Below are 12,354 nucleotides of genomic sequence, written 5' to 3' on the forward strand. Positions count from 1 at the left end.
GGAACGGCAGGACACATGACCGTGCAGCAGGACTCGCCGGGCGACAGTGACACGCAGGACCTGGAGGTCTGGATCGACCAGGACCTCTGTACGGGCGACGGCATCTGCGTGCAGTACGCGCCGGAGGTCTTCGAACTGGACATCGACGGCCTGGCCTATGTGAAGAGCGGCGACGACGAGCTCCTCCAGGACCCGGGGGCCACCACTCCGGTGCCGCTGCCGCTCCTCCAGGACGTGGTCGACTCGGCCAAGGAGTGCCCCGGGGACTGCATCCATGTGCGGCGCGTGAAGGACAACGTCGAGGTGTACGGGCCGGACGCGGCCTGACCGTACGGTCACACAGCGCGCGCGAGGTCTCCGGAGGTGCGGACGAACGCGTTGCCCTTCCACCGCCAGGAGACCTGTTCCTCCTGGTCGGGACAGCAGCGTGGCACCTCCAGCGAGGAGTAGCCCAGCAGGGTCGCCGAGACGCGCCCCTCGCGTACGGCGAAGTCACCGACGGTCTTCTTGTCGGCGGGGTCCACCAGGGTCGCCACGACCCTGGGTGCGGTCCCGCCCGTCTGTGTCAGGACGTAGATGCCGCTCGGCGGCGTCCCCGAGCCCGCGGCGCAGTGGACCACGGCGACGGTCTCCGGCCGCCCGTCACCGTCCAGGTCTCCGGGGGCCTGCTTCGCCACGGTGGTCCCGGCCCCGCCGCACTCCAGGGGGAACCCCACCTCCGCCGGGTCCGGGGCGGCCGCGGGCGTGGTGGTCCGCTTCTCCGGGGCGGTGGCGGTGGCGGTGGCCGTACGGGGCTGGAGCAGCCCGGCGAGGGCGACGACGCCGGCCATGGCCACGGCCGTGGCGAGCCAGTGCACCGGCTTCGTGGCGGTGTGCGCGAGGTCCGGGAGCGCGGAGGTCTGCACGCGGTGTGTCTCCATGTGGTTCCTGGGAGCCCGGGGTGGGGCGGGCCCGCCCCCGAGGGGTGGCCAGCATCGTGCCACACCTCACACGCCGTGGGAACGGCGGGGTGTGCGCCGGTTTCAGCGCCGGGGCGCGCGCCCCGGCGGCAACGCGAAGGCGCCGCCGCGCAGTTCCCCGGTCGGTCGGGGAGCTGCGCGGCGGCGCGGGTTCGTCGGGCGGGTCAGCCGCGGTCGGCGGCGGAGCCTCCGCGGCTCTGGCTGCCCGGTCCCTCGTAGTCCTCGCCGTAGGCGCCCTTGGAGGGGCGGCGGCGGCGCAGCGGCGGCTCGACGCCGTCCGCGAGCCGGCGGGCGGTGACCAGGAAGCCGGTGTGGCCGATCATCCGGTGGTCGGGGCGGACGGCCAGGCCCTCGACGTGCCAGTTGCGGATCATCGACTCCCAGGGCTGCGGTTCGGCGAAGCAGCCGATCTCGCGGATGGACTCGACGGTGCGCGAGAGCTGGGTGGTGGTGGCCACGTAGGCGCAGAGGATGCCGCCGGGCACCAGGGCCTTGGAGACGGCCTCCAGGCACTCCCAGGGAGCGAGCATGTCCAGCACGACACGGTCGACGTCGGTGTCGGAGAGGTTGTCCTGGAGGTCTCCGACGGTCAGCTGCCAGGCCGGGTGCGGGGAGCCGAAGTAGCGCTCCACGTTCTGCTGGGCGATCTCGGCGAAGTCCTCGCGGCGCTCGTAGGAGTGCAGCATGCCCTGCTCACCGATGGCGCGCAGCAGGAAGGTGGAGAGGGAGCCGGATCCGACGCCGGCCTCCACGACGCGGGCGCCGGGGAAGATGTCGGCGAAGGCCAGGATCTGGCCCGCGTCCTTGGGGTAGACCACGGCGGCGCCGCGGGGCATGGAGAGGACGTAGTCGGGGAGCAGGGGGCGCAGCGCGAGATAGGCGACGTTTCCCGTGGTTCGGACAACACTGCCCTCGGGAGCACCGATCAGCTCGTCGTGCGGGAAAGAACCCTTGTGGGTGTGGAAGTTCTTTCCGGCTTCGAGCGTGAAGGTGTAGTGGCGTCCCTTGGGGTCGGTGAGCTGTACCTGGTCCCCGACCTTGAAGGGCCCACGTCGGCGGGCGGCACCGGTCGGTTCAGACATGTGACCAGCGTACCGGTGTTTCGGGGGCCCTTTTCCGGGTCCTTCAGGACTCGGGGCGGGCCATGGCCTTGACGAAGGCGCGCTCCACGTCGGCGGTGGAGAGGACTCCGTAGATCTCGCCGGTCTCCTCGATCACCAGGTACTCGGTGGCCGGGGTGGCCTTCAGCCGGTCCAGGAGGGCCTCACCCGCGAGCTCGGCGGGGACCTTCATGCCGTCGGTGAGGTCCTGGGCGAGGCCGCTGACGGCGACCCAGGGGCGGCGGTGCTCGGGGACGCCGACGATGGCGGCCTCGCGGACGACGCCCTTGGGGTTGCCCTGTCCGTCGACGACGACCAGCGCGCGGGCGCCCGCCTCGTTGGCCCGGCGCAGGGCCTCGGAGAGGGGGGTGGCGGACTCGACGGGGACGGCGCGGCGGGTGAGGGTGCGGGCCCGCAGGTCGGGCAGGTGCTCGCGGAGCCGGGCCATGCGCAGGCTGTTGCCGGCGCCGGTCCAGATGATGCCGGCCAGGATCGCGGCGAGGAGGGCGTCCATGACGGTCTCCACCCCGCCGATCTCCTCGTTGGCGCTGCCGACGGCCCCGGTGTGGGTGAGCAGCGGCAGCCCGATGAGGACGGTGACGGCGAGGCCCCGGCCGACCCAGGCGGCGGCGACGGTGCCGCTCATGGGCTTGCCCGTGATCTTCCAGACGATGGCCCGGAGCATCCGGCCGCCGTCGAGGGGCAGACCGGGCAGCAGGTTGAAGGCGGCCACGATGAGGTTGGAGATCATCAGCCCGGCGATCAGGACACCGGGCACCGTGCCGGGCTCCACGAACTGCATCGCGCCGTAGAAGACACCGCCGAGGACGAGGGAGAGGAGGGGCCCGACGAAGGCGAGGATGAACTCGCGGCCGGGGGTCTCGGTCTCCTTCTCGATCTCGGAGACGCCGCCGAAGAACTGGAGCTGGATGCGGCGGACGGGGAGCTTGTAGCGCAGGGCGGCGACCGTGTGGGCCAGTTCGTGGACGAGCACGGAGGCGTAGAAGGCGATCGCGAAGAAGAGGGCGACGAGGTAGCGGGCGCCGCCGAGCTCGGGCAGCACCCGGTCCAGCTGGCCGCCGAAGACCCAGGTGATCAGTGCGGCGACGACGAACCAGCTGGGCGCGACGTAGACGGGCACACCGAAGGGGCGGCCCATGAGCAGGCCGCCGCCCGGATCAGCGGGGCGTTTCGGCTTGCCGTCGTCGGGGGCGGCGCCGGGGTCCGTTCCCCCTGCGCCGGGCTGCGGCCGCCCGCTGTCGCCGCTCTTGTCCACGTGGTCCCTTCGGTTCGGTACGTGGCCTGCGCCACGATGATGCTGTCTGCGAGGGTCTGCCATCGATGGTATGCCGCCGGCTGTCAGTGGCGGGCCGTAGGGTCTTGAGACATGACCTCCGTGCCCCGGCCGCCGCAGCCGCCCACATCCCTGTCGCCGTCGCGGGCGAGCGATTTCATGCAGTGCCCTCTGCTCTACCGCTTCCGGGTCATCGACAAACTGCCGGAGAAGCCCAGCGAGGCGGCTACCCGGGGCACCCTGGTCCATGCGGTGCTGGAGCGGCTCTTCGACGCCCCGGCGGCCGACCGTACGGCACCGCGGGCGCGGGCGCTGGTCCCCGGCCAGTGGGAGCGGCTGCTGGAGGCGAAGCCGGAGCTGGGTGAGCTGTTCGCCGGGGACGCCGAGGGTGAGCGGCTGTCGCGCTGGCTGGGTGAGGCCGAGCGGCTGGTGGAGCGGTGGTTCTCGCTGGAGGACCCGACGCGTCTGGAGCCGGCCGAGCGCGAGCTGTTCGTCGAGACGGAGCTGGAGTCCGGGCTGCGGCTGCGCGGCGTGATCGACCGGATCGATGTCGCGCCCACCGGTGATGTGCGGATCGTCGACTACAAGACGGGGAAGGCGCCGCGGCCGGAGTATGCCGAGGGCCCGCTCTTCCAGATGAAGTTCTACGCCCTGGTGATCTGGCGGCTGAAGGGGGTCGTGCCGCGCCGGCTCCAGCTGGTCTATCTGGGCAGCGGCGATGTGCTGACGTACGACCCGGTGGTGGCGGATCTGGAGCGGGTGGAGCGCAAGCTGCTCGCGCTGTGGGAGGCGATCGCGCTGGCCACCGAGACCGGTGACTGGCGGCCACGGCCGACGAAGCTGTGCGGCTGGTGCGATCACCAGGCGGTCTGTCCGGAGTTCGGGGGGACTCCCCCGGTATACCCGCTGTCGGTCCGCCCGGCGGAGTCGGGCGAGGATGACCAGGGCAGAATGGGCTCCGACCGGGCCGAGGCCGGCCGACCCGTGGCTCTTGAGGGCCGTTAAGGAGTTTCCGTGGCGATCCGCGTCCTACTGGTCGACGACCAGCCGCTGCTGCGCACGGGTTTCCGGATGATTCTGGAGGCCGAGGGCGATCTGGCGGTGGTCGGTGAGGCCGGTGACGGTCTGCAGGCCATCGACCAGGTGCGGGCGCTCCAGCCCGATGTGGTGCTGATGGACATCCGGATGCCGCGGATGGACGGGGTGGAGGCGACCCGGCAGATCACCGGCCCGGGCAAGGACGGCCCGGCGAAGGTGCTGGTGCTGACCACGTTCGACCTCGACGAGTATGTGGTGGAGGCGTTGCGGGCGGGGGCGAGCGGCTTCCTGCTGAAGGACGCGCCGGCCAATGAGCTGGTCCAGGCGATCCGGGTGGTGGCGGCGGGCGAGGCGATGCTCGCCCCGAGCATCACGCGCCGCCTCCTCGACAAGTACGCGGACCATCTGCCCTCCGGCGAGGACCCGGTCCCGGACGCCCTGCACACGCTGACGGACCGTGAGGTGGAGGTCCTGAAGCTGGTGGCGCGGGGCTTGTCCAACGCGGAGATCGCGGCGGACCTGTTCGTCAGCGAGACGACGGTCAAGACGCATGTGGGCCATGTGCTGACGAAGCTGGGCCTGCGCGACCGGGTGCAGGCCGCGGTGTACGCGTACGAGAGCGGCCTGGTGCGCCCCGGCGCGCAGTAGCGACCGCCGGTCGAAAGCCGTCCGGCCCGCACCTCCTGTTGTCAGGAGGTGCGGGCCGGGCGGTTTCGGCGGTGCTCAGGCGCTGGTCCTGTTGAGCTCCCAGAGCTGGAGTTCGGAGGTGGCGCTGACGGACCTCTCGACCCCGGCGACCCCGCTGCGGGAGGCGACGTACTGCTTGCCCTGCCAGATCGGCAGGACGGGGACGTCGGTGGCGACGATGTCCTGGAGCTTCTCGTACGTCGTGGCGGCGGCGCTGCGGTCGGCCTCTCGGCGCGACTTGGGGATCAGGACGTTCTGCGCTTCCTGCGACCGGTAGGGCGAGTTGAGGAAGTTGTTCTTGTCCAGGAACGGGGCGGTGTAGTTGTCCGGGTCCGGGAAGTCGGGGAACCAGCCCATGCCGTACGCCGCGTAGTCGCCGCGCTTCTGCTCCGGGCGGTACTTCGACCACTCCTTGCCCTGGACGGTGACGTCGAAGAGGCCCGAGCCGTTCAGCTGGCCCTGGAGCGCCTTGAACTCCTTGGCGGTGGCGGAGCCGTAGTGGTCGTTGGTGTAGTGCAGGGTGAACTTCACCGGCGTCTTGATCCCGGCCTTCTCCAGGGTCTGCGCGGCCTTGGCGGTGCTGGGCTCGCCGTACTTGTTGAAGAAGGCGTTGGTGTGGCCGGTGATGCTGGAGGGGATCACCGAGTAGAGCGGCTCGGCGGTGGTGCCGTACACCTTGCCCGCGATCTCGCCACGGTCGATGATCTGCGCCATGGCCTGCCGTACGGCCTTGCTGACCACCGGGTCCTTGGTGTTGAACCCGAGGTAGCTGATGGCGAGGCCGGGCATCTCGGTCAGCTCGATGCCCTCCTTCGGCTTCGCCAGCATGTCGCGGGCCTGCTCGGGCGACATGGCCCGGGTCATCATGTGGATCTTCTTCTCCTCCAGCGCCTCGCCCATGGCTTCGGCGTCGGGGAAGAGGTCCATGTCGACCTTGTCGTTGAGGACCTTCAGCTCGCCCTGGTAGGAGGGGTTCTTGGTGAAGGTGATCCGCGTGACCCGGCCGTCCTGGGTCTGCGGCTTCATGGTGTACGGCCCCGAGCCGTCGACCTGGAAGCCGTCGCGCGCCTCCTTCGCCGGGTACTTCCCCTCGGGGACGATGCCGGCGGCGGGGGTGGCGAGCTTGTACGGGAAGGTGGCGTCGGGCGTCTTCAGGTGGAAGACCACCTGGTCGTCGCCCTTGGTCTCGATGGTGTCGATGTTGGCGAGGAGCCCGACCGGTCCGCTGTCGGAGTTGATGTCGATGACCCGCTGGATGGAGAACTTCACATCCTCGGCGGTGACGGGGGTGCCGTCGGCGAACTCGAGGCCGGCGCGCAGGGTGCAGCGGTAGCTCTCGTTCGCGGTGTCCGTGAAGGTGCAGCTCCGGGCGGCCTCGGGCACCGGCTCGCCGCCGCCGTTGGGGACGGTGGTCAGGGTCTGCACCGTCTGCCGCAGGACGTTCCAGACGCCTGCCTCGTACCCGATGGCCGGGTCGAGAGGAGCGGGGTTCTCCTCGGAGGCCACGAGCTGGTCCGTGGTGCCGACGACGATGGCGCCTTCGCCACCGGCGCCGCTGTCCGCGCTGCCGCAGGCGGCGAGCACGGGGGCCAGCAGGCCGACGACGGCCGGCAGCACCAGGGTCTTGCGGTTCATACGGGCGTTCTCCCTCATCACGGTGGGTGAGGAACCAAAGTTAGTAGCCGCCGGTGACCACCCCGACCGCGTGAGGAGCGGGCCGCCCTCCCCCGGCCTCCGCAGGGGGCGATATTTGATCGCCATTCCGGACAGATCGACCGATGACGGTCGGCCATGGAGGGCTTTCAGGTGAGGAAGCTCACCTGTCCCCCCTCTGTACACAGATCGACTGTGGCTGATTCACATCCACGGAAAGTTGCCGGAACGCACACGGTTTCTTCAGCCTGTGCCGGTGATGAGCTTGCGCAGGAAGGGGAGGTCGACCTCTTCGAGCGAACTCACGACGGCCCGGCCGACAGCGGGTGCGATGGGCGCCACGGAGGGTACGGCGACCACCCGGCACCCCGCCGCCTCGGCCGCGGCGACCCCGGTCGCGGTGTCCTCGATGACGGCGCAGCGCCACGGGTCGGCGCCGAAGCCCGCTGCGGCGGTGAGATAGGGCTCGGGGTGCGGCTTGGTGCGGGTGACCTCGTCACCGGCGACCGTGAGCGCGAAGTGGTGGTGGCCCACGGAGTCCAGCACCCGGTCGATGATCCGGCGGTGCGAGGCCGAGACGAGCGCGGTGGGGGTCTTCGACGCCGCCAGCTCGGCGAGGAGCCGCTCGGCGCCCGGCATCAGCCGCACGCCGTCCCGGATGCGCTTCTCGAAGCGGTCGTTGAGCAGCACGGACAGCTCGTCCAGGGAGATGTCGGCACCGGTGACGTCGATGAGGTAGCCGGCGCTGCGGGTCATCGGGCCGCCCACGACGACGTCCCGCCAGGGCTCCTCCAGCCGGTGTCCGAGGTCGGCGAAGACCTCCTTCTCGACGTCCCACCAGAAGCCCTCGGTATCGACGAGGGTTCCGTCCATGTCGAGAAGGACCGCCTGCAAGGTGGCGCCTTCGGCCGTGCGGGTCAGGGACGCGGGAACCGTACTCGTCATCCGGCACACCTTCCGTAAGGGACGAGAAGGCCGGCCGCCGTTCCCGGATGGGAGGGCGACCGGCCTGCACTGGACCGACCAGTGTACGACCTGTCAGGCCACGGCGCGCGAACGACGCGGAGCCACAGGGTGAAGGGGCGGCTACCGCGCGTTGAAGTACTTCGCCTCGGGGTGGTGGATGACGAGAGCGTCGGTGGACTGCTCGGGGTGGAGCTGGAACTCCTCGGAGAGCTCCACACCGATCCGGCCCGGCTCCAGGAGGTCGGCGATCTTCGCGCGGTCCTCCAGGTCCGGGCAGGCCCCGTAGCCGAGCGAGAACCGTGCGCCCCGGTACTTCAGGGCGAACATGTCCTCGACGTCGGCGGGGTCCTCCCCCGCGAAGCCCAGCTCGCCGCGGACCCGGGCGTGCCAGTACTCCGCGAGGGCCTCGGCGAGCTGGACGGAGAGGCCGTGCAGCTCCAGGTAGTCGCGGTAGGAGTTGGCGGCGAACAGCTCGGCGGTGGCCTCGCCGATCCGGGAGCCGACGGTGACGACCTGGAGGCCGATCACATCCGTCTCGCCGGACTCCTCGGGGCGGAAGAAGTCCGCGAGGCAGAGGCGGCGGCCGCGGCGCTGGCGCGGGAAGGTGAAGCGGGTGCGCTCGGAGCCGTCCTCGTGGAGGAGGATCAGGTCCTCGCCCTTGGAGACGCAGGGGAAGTAGCCGTAGACGACGGCGGCTTCCAGGAGGTTGTTGGACTGGAGGTGGTCCAGCCAGCCGCGCAGGTGCGGGCGCCCCTCGGTCTCCACCAGCTCCTCGTACGTCGGCCCGTCGCCGGTCCTGGCCTGCTTGAGCCCCCACTGCCCCTTGAACAGGGCGCCCTCGTCCAGCCAGGAGGCGTACTCCTTGAGCGGGATGCCCTTGATGACCCGGGTGCCCCAGAACGGCGGCTCGGGGACGGGGTTGGTGGTGGAGACGTCCGAGCGCACCGAGCCCTCGGGCTCCTCGACCTCCAGCACGGCCGTGACGTCCTTCTTCGGGACCCGGCGCTGCTTGAGCTCGGGCAGGGCCGCGCCCGGCACCCCGCGCTTGACGCCGATGAGCGCGTCCATCAGGCGCAGGCCCTCGAAGGCGTCGCGGGCGTAGCGGACCTCGCCCTCGTAGATCTCGTGCAGGTCCTGCTCCACGTAGGCCCTGGTCAGCGCTGCGCCACCGAGGATGACCGGGAAGTCGGCGGCCATCTTGCGCTGGTTCAGCTCCTGGAGGTTCTCCTTCATGATCACGGTGGACTTCACCAGGAGGCCGGACATGCCGATGACGTCGGCGCGGTGCTCCTCGGCGGCCTCCAGGATCGCGGAGACGGGCTGCTTGATGCCGAGGTTGACGACGTTGTAGCCGTTGTTGGAGAGGATGATGTCGACGAGGTTCTTGCCGATGTCGTGGACGTCGCCGCGGACGGTGGCGAGCACGATCGTGCCCTTGCCGTCGTCGTCGGTCTTCTCCATGTGCGGCTCCAGGTGGGCCACCGCGCTCTTCATGACCTCGGCGGACTGGAGGACGAACGGCAGCTGCATCTGGCCGGAGCCGAACAGCTCGCCGACCACCTTCATGCCTTCGAGCAGCGTGTTGTTGACGATGTCCAGGGCCGGGGTGTCCTGGAGCGCCTCGTCGAGGTCGGCCTCCAGGCCGTTCTTCTCGCCGTCGATGATGCGGCGCTGGAGCCGCTCGTCCAGCGGGAGGGCCATCAGCTCCTCGGCCTTGCCCGCCTTCATCGACTTCATGTTGACGCCCTCGAACAGCTCCATGAGCTTCTGGAGGGGGTCGTAGCCCTCGGCGCGGCGGTCGTAGATCAGGTCGAGGGCGACCTTGACCTGCTCCTCCTCCAGCCGGGCGATGGGCAGGATCTTGGAGGCGTGGACGATCGCGGAGTCCAGGCCCGCCTTGACGCACTCGTCGAGGAAGACGGAGTTCAGCACGACCCGGGCGGCCGGGTTGAGGCCGAAGGAGATGTTGGAGAGGCCCAGGGTGGTCTGGACGTCCGGGTGTCGTTTCTTCAGCTCGCGGATCGCCCCGATGGTGGCGATGCCGTCGCCGCGGGACTCCTCCTGGCCGGTGCAGATGGTGAAGGTCAGGGTGTCGATGAGGATGTCGGACTCGTGGATGCCCCAGTTGGTGGTGAGGTCCTCGATGAGCCGCTCGGCGATGGCGACCTTGTGCTCGACGGTGCGGGCCTGGCCCTCCTCGTCGATGGTGAGGGCGATCAGGGCGGCGCCGTGCTCCGAGGCCAGGGCGCTGACCTGCGCGAATCGGGAGTCGGGGCCGTCACCGTCCTCGTAGTTGACCGAGTTCAGCACGGCCCGGCCGCCGAGCTTCTCCAGGCCGGCGCGGAGCACGGGCAGCTCGGTGGAGTCGAGCACGATCGGCAGGGTGGAGGCGGTCGCGAAGCGGCCGGCCAGCTCGCTCATGTCGGCGACGCCGTCGCGGCCCACGTAGTCGACGCAGAGGTCGAGCATGTGCGCGCCCTCGCGGATCTGGTCGCGGGCCATCTCCACGCAGTCGTCCCAGCGGGCCTCCAGCATGGCCTCGCGGAACTTCTTGGAGCCGTTGGCGTTGGTGCGCTCCCCGATCGCCAGGTAGGCGGTGTCCTGGCGGAAGGGAATGGTCTGGTAGAGCGAGGCGGCGCCGGGCTCGGGGCGCGGGTCGCGCTCGGTGGGCGTGAGCCCCTGGACCCGCTCCACGACGGCCTTCATGTGGGCCGGGGTCGTACCGCAGCAGCCACCGATGAGGGAGAGGCCGTAGTCCCGGACGAACGTCTCCTGGGAGTCGGCGAGGCCGTCGGGGCCGAGCGGGAAGTGCGCGCCGTCCTTGGTGAGGACGGGCAGGCCGGCGTTGGGCATGCACATCAGGGGCGTACGGGAGTGGCGGGCGAGGTAGCGCAGGTGCTCGCTCATCTCGTCCGGGCCGGTGGAGCAGTTCAGGCCGATGAAGTCGATACCCAGCGGTTCCAGGGCGGTGAGGGCGGCGCCGATCTCGGAGCCGAGCAGCATGACGCCGGTGGTCTCGAAGGCGAGGGAGCAGACCAGCGGCACCTCGATGCCGAGGGCCTCCATGGCCCGGCGGGCGCCGATGATGCTGGACTTGGTCTGCAGCAGGTCCTGGGTGGTCTCGACGATCAGGGCGTCGGAGCCGCCCGCGAGGAGGCCCTCGGCGTTCTGCTGGTAGCCGTCGCGCAGGACGTCGTACGTGATGTGGCCGAGCGAGGGCAGCTTGGTGCCGGGGCCGATGGAGCCGAGGACCCAGCGCTGGCGGCCGTCCTTCGCCGCGAACTCGTCGGCGACCTCGCGGGCGATCCGGGCGCCGGACTCGGAGAGCTCGAAGATCCGGTCGGCGATCTCGTACTCGTTGGCGGCGGAGTGGTTCGCACCGAAGGTGTTGGTCTCCACGCAGTCGACGCCGACCGCGAAGTACTCCTCGTGGACCGAGCGCACGATGTCGGGGCGGGTGATGTTGAGGATCTCGTTGCAGCCTTCGAGGTTCTCGAAGTCCTCGAGCGTCGGGTCCTGCGCCTGGAGCATGGTGCCCATCGCACCGTCCGCCACCACCACCCGGGTGGCGAGCGCCTCACGCAGGGCTGCTGCGCGGGTCCGGCTGTCGGGGCGGGTGTCGGCAACGAGGCCATGGATGATCTCCCAGGGATGCGACGGCTGTCGGCTTTGCGTCCTTCTTGGGGAAGGCGCACCCCGTCAGCGTAGCCGGACACCTCGACGCGTGGTCGGTCCGTCCATGAGGCGGACTGCATGCTGTGCGGGTGCGAGCGCGGCGGGCCGTCGGGAGGAGACTTTCCCCGGAGTCCGGCACAGGTCGGCATCGACCGATAGTGTTCAGCATTGTCGAACCGAGGTGGAGGAGTACGGCGCGATGGCCAAGAACATCCAGTCGCTGGAGCGGGCGGCCGCGATGCTGCGTCTGCTGGCCGGCGGCGAGCGGCGGCTCGGGCTGTCCGACATCGCCTCCTCCCTGGGACTGGCCAAGGGCACCGCCCACGGAATCCTCCGCACCCTCCAGCTGGAGGGCTTCGTGGAGCAGGACGCCGCCTCGGGGCGCTACCAGCTGGGCGCCGAGCTGCTGCGGCTGGGCAACAGCTATCTGGACGTCCACGAGCTGCGGGCCCGCGCCCTGGTCTGGACGGACGACCTGGCCCGCTCCAGCGGCGAGAGCGTCCACCTCGGCGTGCTCCACCAGCACGGCGTACTCATCGTCCACCACGTCTTCCGGCCCGACGACAGCCGCCAGGTGCTGGAGGTCGGGGCGATGCAGCCGCTGCACTCCACGGCGCTGGGCAAGGTGCTGTCCGCGTACGACCCGGTGGCGCACAGCGAGGTCATGGAGGCGGAGCGCCGCTCCTTCACCGCGCGTACGGTCACGGCCGCCGACGAGTTCGAGGCGATGCTGGACCTGATCCGCGCCCAGGGCTGGGCCGCCGACGCCGAGGAGACCTGGGAAGGGGTGGCCGCCGTGTCCGCCCCGATCCACGACCGGCGCAGGATGCCGGTGGGCGCGGTGGCGGTGACGGGCGCGGTGGAGCGGGTGGCACCGGGCGGCGCGCTGCGCCCCGAGCTGATCGCGGCCGTACGGGACTGCGCCCGGGCGGTCTCCCGCGACCTGGGCGCCGGCCGCTTCTGAGGACCGGGCGCCCCTGAG

The 12,354-nt window shown here is 70.6% G+C and carries 9 protein-coding genes and 1 pseudogene; 4 read left to right on the forward strand and 6 right to left on the reverse strand.

Going from position 1 to position 12,354, the window contains the following annotated elements; translation table 11 throughout:
• Positions 1 to 15: 15 nt before the first annotated feature.
• Positions 16 to 327, forward strand: coding sequence for a ferredoxin (locus tag D6270_RS05350; protein WP_109166497.1), 312 nt, complete (start codon positions 16 to 18; stop codon positions 325 to 327).
• 8 nt (positions 328 to 335) lie between these two features.
• Here the strand turns inward: D6270_RS05350 and D6270_RS05355 are convergent, their stop codons facing one another.
• The 3 genes from D6270_RS05355 to D6270_RS05365 form a co-directional block, all read right to left on the reverse strand.
• Complete coding sequence (locus D6270_RS05355) at positions 336 to 905, reverse strand: hypothetical protein (protein ID WP_109167578.1); 570 nt, start codon at positions 903 to 905, stop codon at positions 336 to 338.
• 218 nt (positions 906 to 1,123) lie between these two features.
• Positions 1,124 to 2,041 carry a tRNA (adenine-N1)-methyltransferase gene (locus D6270_RS05360; protein WP_003970161.1) on the reverse strand — a complete coding sequence of 306 codons (918 nt, stop codon included), beginning with the start codon at positions 2,039 to 2,041 and terminating at the stop codon, positions 1,124 to 1,126.
• A gap of 43 nt (positions 2,042 to 2,084) precedes the next feature.
• The gene (locus D6270_RS05365; protein ID WP_093691600.1) at positions 2,085 to 3,335 is read right to left on the reverse strand and encodes a site-2 protease family protein; all 1,251 of its coding nucleotides are present in this window, start codon (positions 3,333 to 3,335) and stop codon (positions 2,085 to 2,087) included.
• A 177-nt stretch (positions 3,336 to 3,512) separates the two neighbouring features.
• Here D6270_RS05365 and D6270_RS05370 point away from each other — a divergent pair, with 177 nt between their 5' ends.
• Together D6270_RS05370 and D6270_RS05375 are read left to right on the forward strand one after the other, a co-directional pair.
• Positions 3,513 to 4,358, forward strand: a complete 846-nt coding sequence (locus D6270_RS05370; RefSeq protein ID WP_237492491.1) for a RecB family exonuclease — start codon at positions 3,513 to 3,515, stop codon at positions 4,356 to 4,358.
• 9 nt (positions 4,359 to 4,367) lie between these two features.
• Positions 4,368 to 5,039, forward strand: a complete 672-nt coding sequence (locus D6270_RS05375; protein ID WP_030570198.1) for a response regulator — start codon at positions 4,368 to 4,370, stop codon at positions 5,037 to 5,039.
• Positions 5,040 to 5,114: 75 nt separating this feature from the next.
• Here D6270_RS05375 and D6270_RS05380 read toward each other — a convergent pair whose 3' ends face one another.
• From D6270_RS05380 to metH, 3 genes and pseudogenes are all read right to left on the reverse strand, one after another.
• Positions 5,115 to 6,713, reverse strand: coding sequence for an ABC transporter substrate-binding protein (locus D6270_RS05380; protein WP_109166495.1), 1,599 nt, complete (start codon positions 6,711 to 6,713; stop codon positions 5,115 to 5,117).
• Positions 6,714 to 6,974: 261 nt separating this feature from the next.
• Positions 6,975 to 7,676: an HAD family hydrolase gene (locus D6270_RS05385; RefSeq protein WP_109166494.1), complete on the reverse strand. Its 702-nt coding sequence runs from the start codon at positions 7,674 to 7,676 to the stop codon at positions 6,975 to 6,977.
• Between the two features lie 141 nt (positions 7,677 to 7,817).
• A pseudogene (metH, locus tag D6270_RS05390) lies at positions 7,818 to 11,332 on the reverse strand (methionine synthase).
• Between the two features lie 239 nt (positions 11,333 to 11,571).
• Here metH and D6270_RS05395 point away from each other — a divergent pair.
• Positions 11,572 to 12,336 (forward strand): IclR family transcriptional regulator, encoded by a 765-nt coding sequence (locus tag D6270_RS05395; RefSeq protein ID WP_109166492.1) that lies wholly within the window; start codon positions 11,572 to 11,574, stop codon positions 12,334 to 12,336.
• Positions 12,337 to 12,354 lie beyond the last annotated feature (18 nt).

Source organism: Streptomyces griseus subsp. griseus, assembly GCF_003610995.1.
In the GTDB taxonomy this organism is placed as follows: domain Bacteria; phylum Actinomycetota; class Actinomycetes; order Streptomycetales; family Streptomycetaceae; genus Streptomyces.

What these genes read in the sequence shown, in the direction of transcription:
- D6270_RS05350 (WP_109166497.1), top strand. Translation starts at nt 16, where the DNA reads ATGACCGTGCAGCAGGACTCGCCGGGCGACAGTGACACGCAGGACCTG.
- D6270_RS05360 (WP_003970161.1), bottom strand. Translation starts at nt 2,041, where the DNA reads ATGTCTGAACCGACCGGTGCCGCCCGCCGACGTGGGCCCTTCAAGGTC.
- D6270_RS05370 (WP_237492491.1), top strand. Translation starts at nt 3,513, where the DNA reads ATGCAGTGCCCTCTGCTCTACCGCTTCCGGGTCATCGACAAACTGCCG.
- D6270_RS05380 (WP_109166495.1), bottom strand. Translation starts at nt 6,713, where the DNA reads ATGAACCGCAAGACCCTGGTGCTGCCGGCCGTCGTCGGCCTGCTGGCC.
- D6270_RS05385 (WP_109166494.1), bottom strand. Translation starts at nt 7,676, where the DNA reads ATGACGAGTACGGTTCCCGCGTCCCTGACCCGCACGGCCGAAGGCGCC.
- D6270_RS05395 (WP_109166492.1), top strand. Translation starts at nt 11,572, where the DNA reads ATGGCCAAGAACATCCAGTCGCTGGAGCGGGCGGCCGCGATGCTGCGT.